The organism is Rhodoblastus acidophilus (assembly GCF_025961575.1).
GTDB classification, from domain to species: domain Bacteria; phylum Pseudomonadota; class Alphaproteobacteria; order Rhizobiales; family Beijerinckiaceae; genus Rhodoblastus; species Rhodoblastus acidophilus_C.
Map to the genome: position 1 here is coordinate 13,411 of NZ_JAOQNX010000023.1, position 19,690 is coordinate 33,100.

Sequence of the window (19,690 nt, forward strand, 5' to 3'; positions counted from 1 at the left end):
GAACGGAGGCATCATTGTTTAATAAAATTAATGGACGAATAATGTGTTGGGCTTCGCGCGGTTTGTACGTAAATAGAGAGTGTATAGCTGACCTTGCGTCAGTAAAGATGTGCCGAAAATTGCACAAAAGACGTGCGAATTGAGCTGATCGTCAGCAATTGTGGTTGAGCAATTCCTCGGCATGGCCGTAGCCGCCGGCGTCGAGCAGCACGAATTGCCGCGCGCTGGCGTCGCCATAGCCGACCAATGCGATGGAATGCGCGCCCATATTGTTCCGCGCGCCCGGCGATTCCTCGGCGACGATCTTGAAAGGGTCGCGGTTCAGCCCGGCCTCGTCCAGGCGCTTGATCCGGTAGCGGTCGGCCCAGGGGGCGAGGTCGATGGTGGCCCATTTGCCGAGCGGCGGCGGCGGGTGGCGGGCGAGATAGCGCTTCAGCCGCGGGTCGATGCAGGAAATATGGATGTGCAGCTGGTCCTGGGTGCGCGCGCGGGCGGAATTGATCGCCAGGCCGTAATCGTCCCAGGCGAGCGGCTTGCCGGCGCCGTCGGAGACATAGCTGCGCTGGCTCCAGGCGTAGGCCCAGGGGTTGGGCGCGTCCGGCTTCAGCAGCAGCGGGCTCTCGATGCCGGGGATCTTGCGGATCGGCACCACCAGCACGCGGGCGTGGTCCATGGGGGCGCGCAGCACGATGAAGCCGGCGTCGCGATCGACCTTGAGGCAGGGCAGGGGCAGGCCGGTCAGCCGGTCCATCGCCGAGCAGAGATTGTGCGAGACCAGCCAGAGATCGCCGCGGTCGCTGGCGCGCGCGTCCTCGGCGCGGGTGACGCGATAGAAAGCCAGCCCGCCGAGCCCGACGACGGCGAGGAAGGACAGAAGGAAAGAGAGGCGAAGAAACCGCAGGAGCATGAAGTCGGGGCTATGGCTTAGACAAAGAGGAGCTTGACAGTTTGAACGGCGAAGCCGGCGAAAGTTTGGAGCTTCACCTTACTTCATATTGGCCTTCACCGTCTCGATCAGTTGTTTCAAGGTGAACGGTTTCGGCATAAAACCAAAATCCTCGCCCTCCGGCAGGTTTTTCGAAAACGCGTCCTCGGCATAGCCGGACACAAAAATCACCCGCGCCTTGATCCCGCGTTTGCGCAATTCTCCGAACATGGTGGGACCGTCCATTTCCGGCATGACCACGTCGGAGACGACAAGGTCGATGCGTCCGGGGTTCTCGTCGACGACGCGCAGGGCGTCGACGCCGCTTTCCGCCTCGAGCACGGTATAGCCGCGCGAACTGAGCGCGCGGGCGCCGAACGAGCGCACCGCCTCTTCGTCCTCGACCAGCAGGACGACGCCGGCGCCGGTATGGTCCGCGGCGGGCTTTTTCTCAGGGACCGCCGGCTTTTCCTCCTCGACGACGGTTTCGACGCCGGGGATGTGGCGGGTGAGGAAGATGCGGAAAGTGGTGCCGCGGCCGATGGTGGAATCGCAGTAAATGAAGCCGCCGGTCTGCTTGACGATGCCATAGACCATGGACAGGCCGAGGCCGGTGCCCTTGCCCACTTCCTTGGTGGTGAAGAAGGGGTCGAAAATCTTGTCGCGGATTTCGACGGGAATGCCGGTGCCGGTGTCCTCGACCTCGACCACGACATAATCGGCTTCGGGGAGCTGCTTGCAGGCATAGGCCGCGCATTCCGACGCCGCCACGTTTTTCACCCGCAGAAAAATCTTGCCGCCGTCGGGCATGGCGTCGCGGGCGTTGACGATCAGGTTCATGATGACCTGCTCGAACTGGTTGAGGTCGGCCTTGACCAGCCAGAGGTCGCGGGCCTGTTTGGAGCTGACCTCGATCTTTTCGCCGACCAGGCGCCGCGTGAGCATTTGCAGGTCGGAGAGCACGTCGCCGAGTTGCAGCACTTGCGGGCGAAGCGTCTGGCGGCGCGAAAAGGCGAGAAGCTGACGCACCAGGCCGGCGGCGCGGTTGGCGTTCTGCTTGATCTGCATGATGTCCTGGAAGGACGGATCGGTCGGCCGGTGGTTGGCCAGCAGCAGTTCGGAATAGCCCAGGATCGCCGTGAGCACGTTGTTGAAATCATGGGCGACGCCGCCGGCGAGCTGGCCCACCGCCTGCATCTTCTGCGACTGGTGCAGCTGCTCCTCGCGGTTGCGCTCTTCCGTCGTGTCAAGGACGAAGACCGAGGCGCCGCGCTCGCCATTCTCTTCGTTGGGGGTGACGAACAGGCGCGCGGACTTGCCGGTTTCGGTGAGCGCCGCATCGATCGGGGCGTTGTCCTCGCTGCCGCTGGAAGCATCCTGGACCGCGCGCAGAAGACCGCCGCGATGGGCTTCGGCGACGCCGGCCAGAACCGTGCCGACGCTGGCCGCGCCTGGCAGCAATTTGGCGAAGGCCGCGTTGGAGCGCTGGATTTTGCCCGCTCGGTCCACGGTGGCGATGGCCATCGGCGTGGAGTTGAAGAAGCGGGCGAAGCGCACTTCCGCCGCGCGCGCCTCTTCCGCCGGTTCGCCGCCGGGCGAACGGTTGAGCGCCAGGGTGCGCGAGGCGCCCGGCGCGCCGTCGACGCCGAAGGCGACGCGATGCAGCAGGCGCGAGGGCAGGCGCAGGCCGTCGCGGCGGCGCAGGTCGAGGTCGATCTGTTCGGTGCGCACCGTATTGGGCGTCCCGGAGCCGAACACCAGCAGCGAGGCGGAATCGTCGGCGACGATGTCGCGCAGGGCGAGGCCGCCCGCGCCCACCTGGGACAGGTCGAAATCCAGCCAGTCCGCCAAAGTGGCGTTCATGTAGGAAATATTGCCGCGCGCGTCGGTCGAGAAGAAGCCGGCGGGGGCGTGGTCGAGGAAATCGATGGCGTGCTGGAGCTCCTGGAAGACGTTTTCGTGGCGCTCGCGCTCGCGGGTGACGTCGGCGATGGTCCACAGGGCGAGCTTGCGCCCGTTGCGGCCCGCCTTGCCGAGCAGCCGGCCGGCGTCCGGGCGTTCGAGCGGGCGCACGCGAATCCGGTACCAGGCGACCTCGGCGTCGCCGATCAGGGCGGGGGTGACGCGCAATTCCTCGGCGCAGCGTTTTCCTTCGCGCGCGGCGGTCGCCAGACGGTAAAGCGGCTCCGCCACTTCGGGCGCGCCGGAAAACAGCCGGTCGACGGTGCGCGGGCCGCCGTTGCGCCCGCCCGTTCCCCCGGCCAGCGCCATATAGGCGTCATTGGCGTAAAGGATCGCGGATTCGCCCTCGGTCACCAGCAGGCCGTCGGGACTGGTGTCGGCGATGAGCCGGGCGATGTCGTCGCCGGCGCGCGCCGCGTTGGTGCGGAGAAAGCCGGCGGCGAAGCCGACCAGAGCCAGGACGCCGACGAAGGCCAGGCTCAGCAACAGGACAAGCAGGAGCATCGGGGTCTGTTCGTTGGGCAGCCAGGCAAAGCTCGCCATGATCGCGATGCAGGCGGCGGCCAGCGCCATGACCAGCATCGGCTGGCCCGCGCGTTCGCTCCGCTGCGCGGCGATGTGCATGGAACTTGGGCTCATGCGGGGCCTGTCGTAGGATGGTGGGGCGATGCCGCCGCTAACCGGAAAAAGCACCGGAATCGCGACGGGGTGACTGGAGTTTATAAGGATTCATCACAAATAACAGCTTAAGCCGGCCGAGGATTTCGTGGAAATTTGCTGCGGCCCGCAGCGAAAATTAACCAAACTTTAACCTTTGGCGCGCAGGCGCGCCGACGCTGCGTTATAGTTTAGGGTAAATGTGGCAAAGGAGCATGCGCCGCCAATGGACGAGTTTCTGCGTAGCCATCCCCTGGTGGCCTGGATCGGCGCCGGTCTTGCGTTCGTCGTCTTCGTCATTCTGCTCTTGCATATGGTGAAGATTCTTCTGGAATTGCGTCGCCGGATTCCGAGCGGCGAGCGCTCGCGGCAGCTGCGTCTGGGCTTTGTCGAGAATTTCGATCTCGACGGCGAGCGGCAATTGCTGCTGGTGCGCCGCGACAATGTCGAACATCTGCTGCTGATCGGCGGGCCGAATGACGTGCTGGTCGAATCCGGCATCGTCCGCGCCGAGGCCCGCGCGCCGCGCGGCGGCTTCGAGCCGGCGCAGGTCGCGCCGTCGCCGCCGTCCAGCCTGGTGCTCGCCCCGACGCCGGCCGCCGCGAACGAGGCCCGGCATGAGGCGCCCGCGCCGGAGCCGCGGCCCGAAGTCGTCCGCTTCGAGCCCAAGCCTGCTCCGCTCGCGACGCCGTTTGCGCCGAAGCCGCAGGCCAAGCCGGAGCCCGAGTCCGAGCCCAAGCTCGAGGAGCTGCCCGAGATCGATCTGGAGCAGGAGTTGAAGGCGGCTCTCGAAGCGGCGCCGCTGACGCCGCCCGAGCCCGAGGCCGAACCGGCCCCGGTCGAGCCGCCGCCCCCGCCGCCGCCGTCCCGGTTCGCGCCGCCGCCGCGCCCCACTTTCCGGGCGCCGCTGCCGCCGCGTATGCCGCAAGGCGGGTCCGGATTTCCCGGCGCCCCGGCGCCGGGCGGCGAGCAACGGCCGCGCTTCGTGATCCCGCCGCTGGCGCGCCGCACCCCGGCGCCGCCGCCGCCGCTCGAGCCGCCGCCGCTTCCGGTTGAACCGCAGGCCCCGGTCGAGCCGCCGGCCCCCGACCTGTTCGCGCCCAAGCTCGAACCGCATAGCCCTGAAGCGCACAAGCCCGAGCCGCATCAGCCCGAGCCGCCGCACAAGCCCGAGCCGGAGGCGCCGCAGGCTCCGCCGCCGCGCCCCGATCCGGAAACGCTGGAGTCGCTGGAAGAGGAAATGGCGAAGCTGTTGGGACGTCCGCCGAGACCCTGAGAAATCGAGACCCCGTGCGTTTGTATGGCGCCGGCCAGGCCGAACCCTCATCCGGCGCCATAGCCCGTCGAAAGACGGGCGTCTTTCGACGCCCTATGTCGCCACCTTCTCCCGCAAGGGGAGAAGGGCGGCGCTCCCGAGGCGCGAAAAAACAACGCCGCCTCGGGGGACCGGGGCGGCGTCTCTCGTGGAAAATCAGGCGCAAAAGAAAAAGATTTCGCCTGAAAATGTCTCAATCGTCGCGGTAGACGCGTTCGCGGCGCTCGTGGCGTTCCTGCGCCTCGATGGACAAAGTGGCGATGGGCCGGGCGTCCAGTCGCTTCAAGGAAATCGGATCGCCGGTTTCCTCGCAATAGCCGTAGCTGCCGTCGTCAATGCGCGCCAACGCCGCGTCGATCTTGGCGATCAGTTTACGCTGGCGGTCGCGGGCGCGCAATTCAATGGCGCGATCGGTCTCGGATGAGGCGCGGTCGGCGATATCGGCGTGATTCTCGCTCTCGGCTTGCAGGGCTGCGAGCGTTTCGCGCGCCTCCTGCAGAATTTCGTCCTTCCACTTCAACAGTTTTCTGCGGAAATATTCCTTCTGACGATCGTTCATGAACGGTTCGTCGTCGGACGGGCGGTAGTTCTCCGCTGCAATGTCCGCGGCCATGCTTGCATTCTCCCCAACCCTAAGGCGCGGCCTATATATATCGCGCTGTCTGCCGCGACAATCCGCGCTGGCGCCGGGGCTCGAGAAAAACGCCAAGGCCTGGCCTTTCCGGCTTGCCTCGCCTCAAAGGCCCTCGTTGCGCTCGTGCGCGCAAGGCTCGAACCGCAGCGCCACCCGGGCGCCGGGTTGCGGCAGGATCGACAGGCGCAGCGGCGGCAGGTCGTGGCCGCGGCGCAACCTTACGGTCCAGCCGAGCTCGCCATGGTCGAGCGCGCCGGAGGCGGCGACGGTTTTGGCGCGGATCGGCGGACTGGCGCGGAAAATCGGCGCGAGCAGGGCGAGAAGCTTGCTTTGTTTGCTTTCCCGGGGCTTGTTTTCGCGGGCCGGCTTCGGATTGATTGCGCCGAGTTCGGACTTGCTGCTCATCGACTGCCCCCCGCATGGCGCCGTTTGGCCGTAATTTGTAAAAATTGCGACCAATATGGTTAATTTACAGTTACCATCTTTAGTCGGAGGCGGGACGGCTGTAAAGATTACATTTGCGGATTGGCGCGGCGCCGCTAGGATTTTTTTCAAGGATTTTCCTGGCGGGGGTGCAGCTTAACCATAGGTCAGCTCCGGCCGGCGGAGGTCGAGGAGGGAAGGCAATGCGCGCGACATTCGAGCAGAACGGCGAATTCATCGCTTTGGCGGGGCGCGAGGCGCGGGAGGAGGCGCAGCGCCTGCTCGCCCGGCTCGAAATCCTCATCGCCGGCCTCGCCGCCAAGGACGCGCAGGCGGGCCTGGAGCTGCGCCGCGCCGCCGTTGAGTTCTTGGTCGCCTCGGGCGACCAGCCGCTGCGCTCCGGCCTGTCCGTGGTCGCCTCGGCGCGGCCCGCCGACCGGACCTCCGACAAGCACGGTGAACTCGAATCGTTTCTCCTCGAACTCGTCGAGGGCGAGGAGGCCGGCCTGCATGTCGACTCCTTGTTCGAATTGCTCACAGAAATGGGCGTCGAAGTGACCAAGGGAAATCTTTCTGTAAAATTACACCGCATGATCAAGGCGGGGCGGCTGGTGTCCACCGGCCGCGGCTGCTACGGCCTGTCCGCCATGGAGCGCGCGCGCCGCATGGCGGGGTGAGCGCCGGTCCCACGCTGCGCAGGCTAAAGCTGAGCTATTACAGATATTTGCGGGGTTGGGTCTGGCCTTTCTCATTTGCGGTCTCCCGCGGCTTCCGGCATGATCGCGCCACACGCCAACTCATGTGCGTGAGGAATGGGCGTAAGGGATGGGACTGCCGATGACCGGGCTGAATGCCGACGCAGATGCGGAACTCGCGCATTTGCGCCGCCGCGACCGCATGTTCGCGGAATTCGTCGAACATGCGCCGGCGGCCATCGCTTTGTTCGACTGCGACATGCGCTATCTCGCCGCCAGCGCCCGCTGGCGCGAGGATTACAAATTGCGGGACACGCCGCTCGGGCGCAGCCATTACGAGGTTTTTCCGGAAATCAGCGCGGCCTGGAAGGCGGTTCACCGGCGCTGCCTCGCCGGGGCCGAGGAAAGTTCTGATGGCGAGGCCTTCCTGCGCGCCGACGGCGCCGTGCAATGGGTCAAATGGCAGGTTCGGCCCTGGCGCGACGTCGACGGCGCGATCGCCGGGATCATCATTACGTCGGAGGACATTACCGCCCGCCATAAGGCCGAGGTGGGGCTGCGCGCCAGCGAGGAGGAGTTGCGCATCCTCGGCGACAATCTGCCGGGCCACGCCATCTACCGCTTTTCCCGCGCGCCCGACGGGACGCGGCGCTTTCTCTATTTCAGCGCCGGCATCGAGGCGATCAACGGCGTCGCGCTGGCGGAAATTCTCGCCGACCCCAACGCCGTCGACGGGCAAATCCCGCTTGAGCACCGCCGCCGGCTGCTGGCCGAGGAGGAGCGCAGCGCCCGCGAACTTAACGATTTCTTCCTCGAGGCGCCGTTCCATCACCCGGACGGGACGCAGACGCTGTGGCTGCGGTTCCGCTCGCGGCCGCGGCGGCTTGAGGACGGAACCGTGGTCTGGACGGGGGTCTGCGCCGACATCACCCAGGAACGCCGGGTCGAAGCCGAGTTGCGCGCCGCCTTGCGTGAGATCGGCGACCTCAAGGTGGCGCTCGACGAACACGCCATTGTCGCCATCACCGACCCGCGCGGCGTCATCACTTACGTCAATGACAAATTCTGCGCGGTTTCGGGTTTTTCACGAGAGGAATTGCTGGGCCAGACCCACCGCATCGTCAATTCCGGCGGCCATGCGAAGGATTTCTTCCAAAACCTCTGGCGCACGATCGCGGGCGGGCGCGTCTGGCGGGGCGAAATCCGCAACCGCGCCAAGGACGGTTCGTTCTACTGGGTGGAAACCACCATCGTGCCGTTTCTGGGCGAAGGCGGCCGTCCCGAGCGCTATGTCGCCATTCGCACCGACATTACCGCGCGCAAGGCCGCCGAGGCCGAGGCGCGCGACAGCCAGCGCCTGCTGGCAGCGACCTTCGAACATATGCCGGTCGCCATCGCCGTGCTCGACGCGCAGGGGCGAGTCCTGCTCAAGAACGCGCCCATGTCGCGGTTCGTCGGCGAGGTCGCGCCGAGCCGGGACGCGGAGGCGGCCGCGCGTTGGACTTCGTTCGACCCGCAGGGGCGGCGGGTCGCGGCTGCGGATTTCGCCTTCGAACGGGTGCTGCGCGGCGCGGACAGCGTGGCCTTCGAAGCTTTGTTCCAGCCGCCCGAGGGCGACCCCATCTGGACTCATGTCGCGGCAAAACCGCTGCGCGACGCCAGCGGCGGCGTGACCGGCGCGATCTGCGTGGTCCGCGACATCGATGCGGAGCGGCGCGGCGAAAATGCGCTGCGGGAGAGCCAGCAGCGCTTCCAGCTCGCCGCGGGGGCCGCGGGGCTTGGCGTGTGGGAATGGAACGTGAGCACCGGCGAGCTCGTCTGGGACGCGGAAATGTTCCGCATTTACGGGCTCGCGCCGACGCCGGACGGGCGCGCCCATTACGATCTGTGGCTCAAGGCGCTGCTGCCGGAGGAGCGGGCCGAGCAGGAGGCGCAGTTGTGGGCGCATGCGGAGAGGGGCGGCGTCGGCCGGCGCGAATTCCGCATTCGCCGCGCCAGCGACGGCGAAATCCGCGTCATCCAGGCGACGGAGACCTTGCGGGCCAATGCGCGCGGCGAAACCGAATGGGTGATCGGCACCAATCTCGACATCACCGAGCGCAAGCGCGCCGAACAGGCCCTGCTCGAAAGCGAGGAGCGGCTGCGCTTCGCGCTGGAGGGGGCGAGCGCCGGGGCGTTCCAGTGGGACATCCGCCGCGACGAGTCGGTCTGGTCGCCCGAATTTTTCGAACTGCATGGCGTCGATCCCGCGGAAAAGCCGGGTTATCAGGTTTGGCTCGACCGCGTGCTGCCCGAGGACCGCGCCCAGGCCGAGCAGGGCTTGCGCGACGCCCTCGCGCCCGGCGCCTCTTTGTGCGCGTTGGAATATCGGGTGGCGCTCCCCTCCGGGGACACGCGCTGGGTGGCCGCGATCGGCCGGATCGTGCGCGACGCCGACGGCGTCCCGCTGCGCATGTCCGGCATCGCCATGGACGTCACCGAGCGCAAGCGGGCGGAGCAGCGGCTGCGCGACAGCGAGGCCAATTTGCGGCTGAGCCAGAGCTATCTGAGCCACGCCGCCGACGCCGCGCGCCTCACCTATATCGAGATCGACCTGATCGCGCGGCGCATTCGTCCGGCGGAGAATTTCGAAAAGGTGATGGGCTATCGCCCGCTGACGCCGCTCGAGGGCGGCGCGTTCCAGGCGGGCTTCGCGCATTCGCTTGAGCGCATCCACGCGGAGGACCGGCCGGCCCTCCAGGCCTTTGTCGCCGCCTTGTTCGATCAGGGCGCCGATGGCCGGATCGAATTTCGCGTCGCCGGCGAGGACGGGCGCGAACGGGTGATCGATTGCAGCGCCCGGGTCGAAAGCGGCGCGGGGCGGCGGCCGGCGCGCGCCTTCATGACCTTCCTCGACATCACCGAGCGGGCGCGGGCGCGCGACGAGCTGGCCTCGGCCAAGCGCCGGGCGGACGAAATCCTCGACAGCATCACCGACGGGTTCTACGCGCTCGATGCGCAGTGGCGGTTCGTCTATTTCAACCGGCGCGCCGAGGCCATGCTGGAAAAAACCGCCGCGGAGGCGCTCGGTCGGGGTTTTTTCGATGTGTTCCCGATGGTCCGCGACTCCGAGGTCCACGCGCAATATCGGCGCGTGATGGCGCAGCGGCGGGCGGTCGATTTCGAGATGGTTTCGCCGATCCTCGGTCGCTGGGTGTTCTTTTCCGTCTATCCAACCCTCGAAGGCGGCCTTTCCGTCTATTTCCGCGACATTACCGCGCAGAAACAGGCCGAGGAGGCGTTGCGCGAGCGCGAGGCCGATCTGCGCGCCTTCGCCGACGCCCTGCCGCAGCTCGCCTGGATCACCGACGCCGACGGCTCCATCCGCTGGTACAACCGGCGCTGGTACGAATATACCGGGACCACGCCGGCGCAGATGGAGGGTTGGGGCTGGCAAAGCGTGCACGATCCCGAGGTGCTGCCGCAGGTGATGGAGCGCTGGTCGGCGTCCATCGCCACGGGAAAACCGTTTGATATGACCTTTCCGCTGCGCGGCGCGGATGGCAAATTTCGGCCGTTCCTGTCGCGCGCTGCGCCGCAATGCGATGCCCAGGGGCGGGTGGTGCGCTGGTTCGGCTCCAATACCGAAGTCACCGAGCAGAAGCGGCTGGAAGAGGAGATGCGGCTGGCCCGCGCCGAGGCCGAGCGCGCCAATGTCGCCAAGTCGAAATTTTTGGCCTCCGCCAGCCATGACCTGCGCCAGCCCGTGCAATCGCTGGTGCTGCTGCTGTCGCTGGTCGAGGGCCAGGTCAAGGACAATGCCCGCGCCGCCCGCACCGTGGACATGATGAAACAGGCGGTCGGCGGGCTGAACGGGCTGCTCACCGCCATTCTGGACATTTCCCGGCTCGACGCCGGCATTATCGAGCCGGTGCTGGAGCCGGTCGCCATTCCGGCCTTCATCGACCGGCTGGCGCGCGAATACCGCTCGAAAGCCGCGGCGCAGGGCTTGCGCCTTCGCGTGCGCGTGGCGCGGGGCGTGTGTTGCGTGCGCACCGACGCCGCTCTGTTCGAGCGCGCCTTGCGCAATCTGATCGAGAACGCCTTGCGTTATACGCCGCGCGGCGGCGTGCTGATCGGGGCGCGGCGGCGGGGCGACCGCATCCGCATCGACGTGATCGACACCGGCGTCGGCGTGCCCCGCGAGAAGCAGGCCGAAATTTTTGAGGAATTCCATCAGTTGCACAATCCCGGCCGCGATCTGGAGCGGGGGCTCGGGCTCGGGCTGGCGATCGTCGCCCGGTTGAGCGCGCTGCTCGGGGTCAAGGTCGACGTGTCCTCACGGGTCGGGCGGGGATCGCGGTTTTCGCTGAGCCTGCCGGAAGATGCGTGTCGGAGCGTCGAGCCGACGTCGCCCGAACCGTCGCCCTGTTATCGCGGCTGTGTGCTGATCGTCGAGGACAATGGGATCTTGCGGTTGAGCCTCGAGGAGACCGTGGCTGGGTGGGGCTACAAGACGCTGTCCGTCGAAAGCGGCGAGGCCGCAGTGGCGCAGGTGGCGGGCGGCGCCCATGTCGATGCGGTGGTCACCGATTATCGTCTGGGTGCGGGCCTCAACGGCATCCAGACCGCGCTCGAGGTCGAGCGCCTGTTCGGCCACGCCTTGCCGAAACTGATCGTCACCGGCGACACCGGTCGCGAGCGTCTGGAGGAAATTCGCGCCAGCGGCTGCGACTTCTTGCATAAGCCGGTGTCGGTGGAGGAGTTGCGGCGCAAGCTCGCCGGGATGTTCGCTGGCGTTTCAGTCGGAGGCTGAATCGTCCACGGGCTGCGGCGCCGGCTTCGGCGGCTTGATCCGCTTGCGGGTCTGCACCTCCTGGCGCGGGCCCTCGACCAGCCGCACCACCGCGCCCCAGAGCGTGCGCACGTCCTGCTGGGTGAGGTTCATGCGGTGGAACATGTTGCGCAGATTGCGCTGCATCACCGGGCGCTTCGAATCCGGCTTGAAGAATTCGGAAGCCTCCAGATGGCCCTCTAAAAATTCGAAGAAGGACAGGGTCATTTCGCGTTGCGCCGGGGGCGAACGCTCTTCCTGGGCGAAGGGGAGGACGCCGCCTTCGCGGGATTTGAAATATTCGTAGCCGCACAGCAGCACCGCCTGCGCCAGATTGAGCGAGCCATAGGCGGGATTGACCGGGAAGGTGAGGATGGCGCTGGCGAGCGCGACATCGTCATTGTCGAGGCCGGTGCGCTCGGGGCCAAACAAAATGCCGTGCTTTTCGCCTGCGAGCGTGGCGCGGGCGCATTCGGGCATGGCCTGCGCCGGCGTCTCCACGCGCTTGAACTGGCCGCGTTCGCGCGCGGTGGTCGCCCAGACGAAGTTCAGGTCGGCGACCGCGGCTTCGGTGCTTTCGTAGACGGTGGCCCGCTCCAGCAGATGCACCGCGCCGGCGGCGGCGGCATAGGCGCCTTTGCGGCGGGCGCCGGTGCGCGGCCAGCCCTCGCGCGGGCTGACGAGGCGCAGGTCGGAAAGGCCGAAATTGGCCATGGCGCGCGCGCACATGCCGATGTTCACGGCAAGCTGGGGCCGCACCAGAATGATCGACGGCCCGCCCTCGAACAAAGGCTTTGTGCGGTCCGTGCCTGCTCCAACCAAGATGGCCTCCAAACTATGCCGGGCGTCGTCAATCGGCCAACGAACTTGATGCCGTCATGGCCGGGCTTGTCCCGGCCTTCCACGCGGCGCCGCAGTGCGAGCTGGTGAAGAATTATTCCGGGCGGCCCGGCGTGGATGCCCGGCACGAGGCCGGGCATGACGTCCGCAGGTTGCGTCGGGTTTTAGGCGCGGGGGGAAGGGATGGCAAGGCGGGGTTGGTCGCGTCGGTTTCGGGGGTGTTCAACGTTCGCCGACCCAATTCTCAAAGATCAAGCCTTCAACGCGCTCGAATTCGCGCACATTGTTCGTGACCAGCACGCATCCCGCCGCCAATGCATGGCCGGCGATCATGGCGTCGTTGCCGCCGATCGGCGTTCCCTTGGCGGCGAGCGCCCGGCTGATGCGCATCGCCTGTTCGGCGGCCGAGCGGTCCCAGGGCAGGATGTCGGAGAGGCGGGCGACGAAGGCCGCGACCAAATCCGCATGCCGCGGCGACGCTTTTCGCCCGACGGTTCCGAGCAGCATTTCGTAATAGGTCACGACAGAAATCACGACGCTGTGCTGAGACTCGACGACCGTCTGCAAGCGCTCGAGAACGGCCAGGGGCCGCTCGCGCATGATGTAGGCGCAGATGTTGGTGTCGAGCATGAACACGGCGCTCATGCGTCGTCATTCAGCGAAAACCGCCCTTCTTCGATCACGTCGGGGCGTTCCCGCAAGAAATCTTCGCCCGCGGCGGGGGCGTCGCGAAATGAGGTCCAGCTTGGACGCAACGGACGCAGAATGATGGCGTCGCCCTGCTTCTCGATCGTCAATTCGTTGACGCCGGAGAATTCCATATCTTTGGGCAGACGAACCGCCTGGTTCCGATTGTTGCGGAAGATCGATACCGTTCTCAACGCCGCCTCCTGCTGGAGGTGATATAGCATATGCCAGGCATATGCTCAAGGCGCGCCGCGCTCTATCCGCCCGTCATCGGCGGGAAGAAGGCGATTTCGCTGACGCCCGCGATGGCCGTATCCGGCTTGGCGTGGCGCTTGTCCAGCGCGACGCGGGCGAGGCCGCTGGAAAACACCGCTTCGTAAATCTCGTCGCGTTTGGCGAGGAACGAAATCACGTCGGCCACCGTCCGCGCTTCGGGCGGCAGCTCAAGGTCTTCCTCGGTCAGGCCCAAGCGCTCACGCAGCGAGGCGAAATAGACGACCTTCACTCTTCCACCACATATTTGACCCCGGCCTTGAAATAATCGAAGCCGGTGTAGAGGGTGAGCAGCGCCGAAATCCACAAAAGGAACAGGCCGATCTGCACCGTGCCGGGCAAGACCAGCTCGCCCGCGCGGCCCGCGATCAGGAAGCCCAGGGCGATCAGCTGCACCGTGGTCTTCCATTTGGCCACCGCCGAGACCGGCACAGGCACTTTCAAATCCGCTAGGAATTCGCGCAGGCCGGAGACCAGAATTTCGCGGCACAGGATGATGATCGCCGCCCACAGCGACCAGCTTTTTATGGTGCCGTCCGCGACCAGAATCATCAGCACCGCCGACACCAGCAGTTTGTCGGCGATCGGGTCGAGCATGCGGCCGAGCGCCGACTGCTGGTCCCAGATGCGGGCGAGATAGCCGTCGAAGAAATCGGTGATCGCCGCCAGCGTGAACAGGCCGAGGGCCGTCCAGCGCAAGGCGTATTCGTCGGGCCAGAACAGGCAGGCCACCACCGCCGGGACGATCACCACCCGGCCGAAAGTGAGGATGTTCGGCAGGTTCATGGTGCGGGCGCGCGGGCGAGCGGCGTTGACGGTCATAGAGCGAGGAACACCTTTTTCGCGCGCGACGTCAAGAAAGAAAACAGTCACATCCGGCGGGAACTTCGCTCCAGCGCGGCCGGTTCAGCGCACCCCCAAAAACCGCTCCGCCAGTCCGATCAGCGGGTTGGTCAGGGGGGCCAGGGTTTTGCGCGCCTCGTCCAGACGATGCGTCAACATCTTGCCGCGCTCAAGCTCCTTGTCGAGCGCCGCCATGGTCCTGGCGAGGTCCTCGCTTTCGTCGGAGAGCCAGACATGGAAGACCCGCGACCACGCCATGGCGAGGCCTTGCAGTTTTACGGAGCCCAGCGGGCCCTCGCTGCTGCCGCCCGCGGCTTCGAGCATGAAACGCATGGAATTGACCGCGAGCCTGTTGATCTCGGCCAGCGCCAGGGGATCGCGCATCGCCCAGGCGTAAATGCTGTCCAGCGCGGTCTTGTAAGGCTTTAAGGCGTCGAAGCGGCGCATGAGCACGTCGAACAGCCGGTCCTTGACGCTCTCCGCGGCGAGGTCGTCGGTGGTCTCTTCGAGCACGATGCGGTCGATGCGGCGGGAAAAGCCGCCGAGAATCGCGCCCTTGGACGGGAAGGCGTCGCGGAACTGCGCCAGGGACAGTCCGGCTTCCTCGGCGACATCGGCGAGGGTGATGTCGGTCCAGGGCCGCTGCGCCGCCAGCGCCATCAGCGCGTCGATCGCGCGGTCGCGCGGGTTGTGCGACTTGTGATCGCCCTCGTCGTCCCTGTGCTTTTTCGAGTTCATGACCGGTCTCCTCGCCGAAAAATGGGGTCGTGCGGGGCGAGACGCAAGCCTGGAGTTTTTGCGCAGGTTCCTTTCGGGAAGATGCGCTGGAGCCTCCCCGGGTCAAGCCCGGGGCGGGCATGACGTCCGGGGTTAGCCGGACAAGTCCTCGGCGCGCTGGCGCGCCGCCGCCGTGGCGCGCGCCATCAGCGCGGTCAGGCCTTCGTCCGCCATTAACACGTCGAGCGCGGCCTGGGTGGTGCCGCCCGGCGAAGTGACGTTTTTCCGCAAAATCTCGGCGGAGGTTTCGGGCTGGCGGAACAACAGTTCGCCGGAGCCTTCGACCGTGGCGCGGGCGAGCCGCAGGGCGAGATCCGGGGGGAGGCCGAGTTCGGCTCCCGCTTGGGCCAGGGCCTCGACCAGATGGAAAACATAGGCCGGGCCCGAGCCGGAAATGGCGGTGACCGCGTCGATCAGCGATTCGCGCTCGACCCATTCGACGCCGCCGACGCCCGACAACAAGAATTCCGCCTTGGCGCGCTGGTCGGCGCTCACGGACTCGTTGGCGTAGACGCCGGTGACGCCGCGTCCGATCGCCGCGGGCGTATTGGGCATGGCGCGCAGGATGGCGGAAACCGGCAGGCGCGCGGCGAGATTGGCGACCGTCTTGCCAGCGAGGATCGACAGCAAAAACGTGTCGCGGCCGAACAAAGCCGAAATCCCCGACGCCACCGAATCCAGAACCTGCGGCTTGACCGCCAGGACCACGGCTTCGGCTGCGGCATGCGGCGGGTTCAGGGCAAATCCTTTTTCCGCCGCCAGGGTTTTCAGGGCGTCCGACGGGGCGGGGTCGTAAACGTTGACGCGCGCGGGGGCGAAGCCAGCTGCAAGCCAGCCGCCGAGCAGGGCCGAGCCCATTTTGCCGCCGCCCACCAGCGCCAGGGAATGCGGCGCGCTCATGCTTCGCCGCGCGTCTCGAACAGGGCGCTCGACAGCGCCTCTTCCGCCGTCTTGCCGGCCCAGACCACGAACTGGAACGCCTGATAATAGCGTTCGCAGGCGTCGAGCGCGGCCGACAGCATGGCTTCGCACTGGATCATGCTGGCCTGGACGCCGCCGGCGAGCGGCAGCGCATGGCGGAACATCACCACGCCGTCCTTCGACCAGACGTCGAAATGGCCGATCCACATCTGCTCGTTGATCTTCGAAACCAGACGCGCGGTTTCGGCCCGTCGCCGCTCCGGAACCTTTAAGTCGAACGCGCAGCCCAGATGCAGGGCCTCGCATTCGCCGAGCCACGTGAACGCAATATTGTAATCCGCCCACGAGCCCGCGACGGCCAGCGAAATCTCGTCCGCGTCGTCGCGGTCAAAAGTCCAGTCTTTCAAACAGGCGAGCCGTTCGATCACATCGACCGGATGTTCAATTCTCTCGCCATGGTCCAGTTCAGTAAGCAGCATTGATCGTTTCCGGCGCGCTGTGCGCGAAGGAGGGACAGACTGGCTATACTCGCGCCGATACTTTGTTGCCGCGCAGAACCCCGTGGCCACGCGGGAGAGCGGGGCGCGGGGCGGCGGCGAATCACCTGATGGGTTCAATATAGCTGCATTGAACCCGAAGGTGAATCGTCCCTAACGGCAGGACCAAACTGCTGGATTCGCGCTGCTTCGTCTACGCTGTCATAAAAAAGTCCACAGCTATCCTATAGTCAGCGTTTCAGGCGTCGCTCTCGCCGGCGGGTTTGGCGGCCAGTTTCGCCTCCAGTTCGGCGACGCGCTTTTCCAGGGAATCATTGGCGTTGCGCGCGGCGATGGCCATGTCGCGCACGGCTTCGAATTCCTCGCGGGTGACAATGTCCATGGTGGACAACAGCCGCTCCACCTGCGCCCGGATCATCGCTTCCGCTTCCTTGCCGATGGTCTTGGCGGCGCCGGCGGCGTCATTGAACAAGCGGGACATATCGTCGAAAATACGGGGGCGTTCCTGCATGGCGGGCTCCAAATTCTGATCCGGTTCAGATGGGGCTTTTCCGAGGGCAAAGCAAGTTTTTCGCGCGAGCTTCGCAAAAGCGGCCTAAGCTGGCCGCGCCGCGGGCTTGAGTCGCGCCGCGGCTTGTTTCCGGGTGACTTTTCGGTCGTATGCGCTAGGGATCGGTCATGCTCTACGTCCTTCCCTATCCCGTCATTGATCCGGTCATGGTCCAACTCGGGCCTTTGCCCATTCGCTGGTATGCCTTGAGCTACATCGTTTCGCTGGTCATCGGCTGGCTGATCGCGCGCCGGCTGGTGACGCGCGACGCGCTGTGGGGAGCGGTGGCGCGGCCCTCTGCGCAGAGCCTCGACGACCTCCTGGTCTATGTGGCGCTCGGCGCCGTGCTCGGCGGGCGGCTGTTCTATGTGCTGTTCTACAATTTCTCCTATTTTCTCGCCAATCCGCTGGAGATCCCGGCGGTCTGGCTGGGCGGCATGTCGTTTCACGGCGGCATGACCGGCGCGGCGTTCGGGGCGTTTTTGTTCGCGCGGCGCGAAAAAGTTTTGTTTCTGTCCGTGGGCGATCTGGTCTGTTCCGTCGCGCCGATCGGGCTTTTTCTTGGGCGGCTCGCCAATTTCATCAAGCCGGAGCTGTGGGGGCGCCCGACCGATGTGCCCTGGGCCATGGTGTTTCCCGGCGCCGGACCCGATCCGCGCCATCCCAGCCAGCTTTATGAGGCGGGGCTCGAGGGGATCGCTTTGGGCCTGCTGATGCTCGTCGCGGCGCGCGCCGGCGCGTTCAAGCGGCCGGGGCTGACCAGCGGGCTGTTCCTGACGGGATATGCGGCGGCGCGGATTTTCTGCGAGTTTTTCCGCGAGCCCGATCCGCAACTGGGCTTTCTGTTCGGCGGCGCCACCATGGGGATGCTGCTGTCGGCGCCGCTCGCTCTGGCCGGCGTCGCGCTGATCGTCTTTGCTTTGCGTCGGAATCGTTTTGCGCGTTTGGAGGCGAACCATGGATGATGCGCGCGACTCCGACGCTCACGCCCCCGGCGACCTCTTGGACGACATCCGCGACATCATCATCCATGACGGCCCGATCTCGGTCGAGCGCTTCATGGCGCTGGCGCTGACCCATCCGACCAAGGGCTATTATACCGCCCGCGATCCGTTCGGCGCCGCCGGCGACTTCACCACCTCGCCGGAAATCTCGCAAATGTTCGGCGAGCTGGTCGGGCTGTGGGCGGCCGATTTCTGGGAGCGCATCGGCGCGCCCGCCCAGGTGCGGCTGGTCGAACTCGGGCCGGGGCGCGGCGCGCTCATGTCCGATTTTTTGCGCGCGGCGCGGGTGGCGCCGGGGTTTTTCGCCGCGCTCGACGTGCATCTGGTCGAGGCCAGCCCCAAACTCGCGGATCGGCAGAGCGAGGCGCTGGCCTCGTGCGGGCGTCCGGTGAGCTGGCATCGCACCATCGACGACATTCCGCCTGGACCGGCTTTGTTCATCGCCAACGAGTTTTTCGACGCCCTGCCGGTGCGCCATTTCATGAAGACGCATGAGGGCTGGCGCGAACGCTTGATCGGCCTCGACGACGACGGGCGCCTCGCCTTCGGGCTCGGACCGGAGGTCGAGCCTTTTCTGCGCGCCGAGGCGGAGGAGGGGGCGATCCTCGAAATCAATGTGGCGGCGCAGCGGGTGATGTCGCAGATCGCGTCGCGCATCGTCGAACAAAATGGCGGCTTGCTGGCCTTCGACTATGGCTATCTGCAAACCGGCTTCGGCGAGACCTTGCAGGCGATCCGGGCGCATCAGTTCGTCGATCCCCTTGATGAGCCGGGGCTCGCCGACCTCACCACCCATGTCGATTTCGCCGCGCTGTCGCGCGCCGCCCATGCCGCGCATGCGCAGGTTCATGGGCCGGTGACCCAGGGCGATTTTCTGGTGAATATCGGCATTGTCGAGCGCGCCGAGGCTTTGCAGGGGCGCGCCAATTCGGACCAGAAGACCCAGATCGACACCGCTTTGGGGCGGCTGACCGATATGAGCGAGACCGGCATGGGGGCCATGTTCAAGGTTTTGGCGGTGACGCGCCGGGGCGTGGCCGGACTGCCGGGTTTTGAGGGAACGCATGACGGGACAGATTGAGGCGATCCAGGCGCAGGCGCTCGACGGCGTGCGCCACGGTTTTTTCACGCGGCGGGGCGGCGTGTCCAGGGGCGTTTACGCGTCGCTGAACGGCGGCGTCGGCTCGCAGGACGATCCCGCCGCCGTGGCGGAGAACCGCGCGCGCATGGCTGGTTTTTTGGGGGTCGCCGCGGAAAATTTTCTGGTGCCTTACCAAATCCATTCGGCGGATGCTTTGGCTGTTTCCGGGCCTTGGGCGCCCGAGGCGCGGCCGCGCTGCGACGGGCTGGTGACGGCGACCCCCGGCCTCGGGCTTGGCGTCACCGGCGCCGATTGCGGCGTGCTGCTGATGGCCGACGCCCAGGCGGGGGTGATCGGCGCCGCCCATTCCGGCTGGAAGGGGGCGCTGACCGGCATGGTCGAGGCTTTGGTCGCCGCCATGGAGGGTTTGGGCGCGCGGCGCGAAAATATCGCCGGCGCGCTGGGGCCGACCATTGCGCAAAAATCCTACGAGGTGGGGCCTGAATTTTATGCGCGCTTCCTCTCGGAGGATCTGAGTTTCGGGCGCTTCTTCCTGCCGTCCGTGACGGCGGGGCATTTCATGTTCGACCTGCCCGGCCTGATCGGCAAGCGGGTGGAGCGCGCGGGGATCGGGCGATTCGAAAACCTGCGGCTCGACACTTATTCGGACGAGGAACGGTTCTTTTCCTATCGCCGGGCCACCCATCGCCAGGAGCCGGATTACGGGCGGCTGGTGGCGGGGATTTCGCTGCCGGCGTAACGGCCGCGGCAAGCCCGGCGCGAGCGCCGGGGT

19 protein-coding genes are annotated in these 19,690 nt (G+C 66.3%); 6 read left to right on the forward strand and 13 right to left on the reverse strand.

Annotation, left to right across the window (positions count from 1 at the left end; genetic code table 11):
• Nucleotides 1-151: 151 nt before the first annotated feature.
• Nucleotides 152-907 (reverse strand): CDP-diacylglycerol diphosphatase, encoded by a 756-nt coding sequence (locus M2320_RS16025; RefSeq protein WP_264598135.1) that lies wholly within the window; start codon nt 905-907, stop codon nt 152-154.
• Between the two features lie 78 nt (nt 908-985).
• Entirely contained in the window at nt 986-3,526 is a 2,541-nt protein-coding gene (gene cckA / locus M2320_RS16030; protein ID WP_264598136.1) for a cell cycle histidine kinase CckA, read from the reverse strand.
• Between the two features lie 244 nt (nt 3,527-3,770).
• Here cckA and M2320_RS16035 point away from each other — a divergent pair, with 244 nt between their 5' ends.
• Nucleotides 3,771-4,820: a hypothetical protein gene (locus M2320_RS16035; protein ID WP_264598137.1), complete on the forward strand. Its 1,050-nt coding sequence runs from the start codon at nt 3,771-3,773 to the stop codon at nt 4,818-4,820.
• 232 nt (nt 4,821-5,052) lie between these two features.
• Here M2320_RS16035 and dksA read toward each other — a convergent pair whose 3' ends face one another.
• The gene (gene dksA / locus M2320_RS16040; protein WP_155447150.1) at nt 5,053-5,472 is read right to left on the reverse strand and encodes an RNA polymerase-binding protein DksA; all 420 of its coding nucleotides are present in this window, start codon (nt 5,470-5,472) and stop codon (nt 5,053-5,055) included.
• A gap of 123 nt (nt 5,473-5,595) precedes the next feature.
• Entirely contained in the window at nt 5,596-5,898 is a 303-nt protein-coding gene (locus tag M2320_RS16045; RefSeq protein WP_264598138.1) for a hypothetical protein, read from the reverse strand.
• 221 nt (nt 5,899-6,119) lie between these two features.
• Here M2320_RS16045 and M2320_RS16050 point away from each other — a divergent pair, with 221 nt between their 5' ends.
• Both M2320_RS16050 and M2320_RS16055 read left to right on the forward strand, forming a co-directional pair.
• Nucleotides 6,120-6,593 (forward strand): hypothetical protein, encoded by a 474-nt coding sequence (locus M2320_RS16050; protein WP_264598139.1) that lies wholly within the window; start codon nt 6,120-6,122, stop codon nt 6,591-6,593.
• A gap of 160 nt (nt 6,594-6,753) precedes the next feature.
• On the forward strand, nt 6,754-11,406 hold the full coding sequence (locus M2320_RS16055) for a PAS domain S-box protein (protein ID WP_264598140.1): 4,653 nt from the start codon (nt 6,754-6,756) through the stop codon (nt 11,404-11,406).
• On the opposite strand, the gene M2320_RS16060 is transcribed toward M2320_RS16055, so the two are convergent.
• The 9 genes from M2320_RS16060 to M2320_RS16100 all read right to left on the reverse strand — a co-directional run bounded on the left by M2320_RS16060 (nt 11,392) and on the right by M2320_RS16100 (nt 16,773).
• Nucleotides 11,392-12,246: an RNA methyltransferase gene (locus M2320_RS16060; RefSeq protein ID WP_264598141.1), complete on the reverse strand. Its 855-nt coding sequence runs from the start codon at nt 12,244-12,246 to the stop codon at nt 11,392-11,394. The genes M2320_RS16055 and M2320_RS16060 overlap by 15 nt on opposite strands.
• A gap of 240 nt (nt 12,247-12,486) precedes the next feature.
• The gene (locus tag M2320_RS16065; RefSeq protein WP_264598142.1) at nt 12,487-12,909 is read right to left on the reverse strand and encodes a type II toxin-antitoxin system VapC family toxin; all 423 of its coding nucleotides are present in this window, start codon (nt 12,907-12,909) and stop codon (nt 12,487-12,489) included.
• A complete protein-coding gene (gene vapB, locus M2320_RS16070) occupies nt 12,906-13,145 on the reverse strand; it encodes a type II toxin-antitoxin system VapB family antitoxin (protein WP_264598143.1) in 240 nt (79 codons plus the stop codon). Before vapB ends, M2320_RS16065 begins: the two co-directional genes overlap by 4 nt.
• 62 nt (nt 13,146-13,207) lie before the next feature.
• A complete protein-coding gene (moaD, locus tag M2320_RS16075) occupies nt 13,208-13,456 on the reverse strand; it encodes a molybdopterin converting factor subunit 1 (RefSeq protein WP_264598144.1) in 249 nt (82 codons plus the stop codon).
• The gene (pgsA, locus tag M2320_RS16080) at nt 13,453-14,046 is read right to left on the reverse strand and encodes a CDP-diacylglycerol--glycerol-3-phosphate 3-phosphatidyltransferase (protein ID WP_264598145.1); all 594 of its coding nucleotides are present in this window, start codon (nt 14,044-14,046) and stop codon (nt 13,453-13,455) included. The genes moaD and pgsA overlap by 4 nt, the downstream gene beginning before the upstream one ends.
• An 84-nt stretch (nt 14,047-14,130) precedes the next feature.
• Nucleotides 14,131-14,805, reverse strand: a complete 675-nt coding sequence (locus M2320_RS16085) for a TetR/AcrR family transcriptional regulator (protein WP_184427196.1) — start codon at nt 14,803-14,805, stop codon at nt 14,131-14,133.
• Between the two features lie 132 nt (nt 14,806-14,937).
• The gene (gene proC / locus M2320_RS16090; RefSeq protein WP_264598146.1) at nt 14,938-15,744 is read right to left on the reverse strand and encodes a pyrroline-5-carboxylate reductase; all 807 of its coding nucleotides are present in this window, start codon (nt 15,742-15,744) and stop codon (nt 14,938-14,940) included.
• The gene (locus M2320_RS16095; RefSeq protein ID WP_184427198.1) at nt 15,741-16,244 is read right to left on the reverse strand and encodes a YbjN domain-containing protein; all 504 of its coding nucleotides are present in this window, start codon (nt 16,242-16,244) and stop codon (nt 15,741-15,743) included. The genes proC and M2320_RS16095 overlap by 4 nt, the downstream gene beginning before the upstream one ends.
• 256 nt (nt 16,245-16,500) lie before the next feature.
• A complete protein-coding gene (locus M2320_RS16100; protein ID WP_264598147.1) occupies nt 16,501-16,773 on the reverse strand; it encodes an accessory factor UbiK family protein in 273 nt (90 codons plus the stop codon).
• A gap of 167 nt (nt 16,774-16,940) precedes the next feature.
• Between M2320_RS16100 and lgt the strand changes: the two genes are divergently transcribed.
• The 3 genes from lgt to M2320_RS16115 are packed head-to-tail and all read left to right on the forward strand — an operon-like array spanning nt 16,941 to nt 19,657.
• Entirely contained in the window at nt 16,941-17,777 is an 837-nt protein-coding gene (lgt, locus tag M2320_RS16105; RefSeq protein ID WP_264598148.1) for a prolipoprotein diacylglyceryl transferase, read from the forward strand.
• On the forward strand, nt 17,770-18,897 hold the full coding sequence (locus M2320_RS16110) for a class I SAM-dependent methyltransferase (protein WP_264598149.1): 1,128 nt from the start codon (nt 17,770-17,772) through the stop codon (nt 18,895-18,897). Before lgt ends, M2320_RS16110 begins: the two co-directional genes overlap by 8 nt.
• Nucleotides 18,881-19,657: a polyphenol oxidase family protein gene (locus M2320_RS16115; RefSeq protein ID WP_264598150.1), complete on the forward strand. Its 777-nt coding sequence runs from the start codon at nt 18,881-18,883 to the stop codon at nt 19,655-19,657. The genes M2320_RS16110 and M2320_RS16115 overlap by 17 nt, the downstream gene beginning before the upstream one ends.
• Nucleotides 19,658-19,690: the final 33 nt, after the last annotated feature.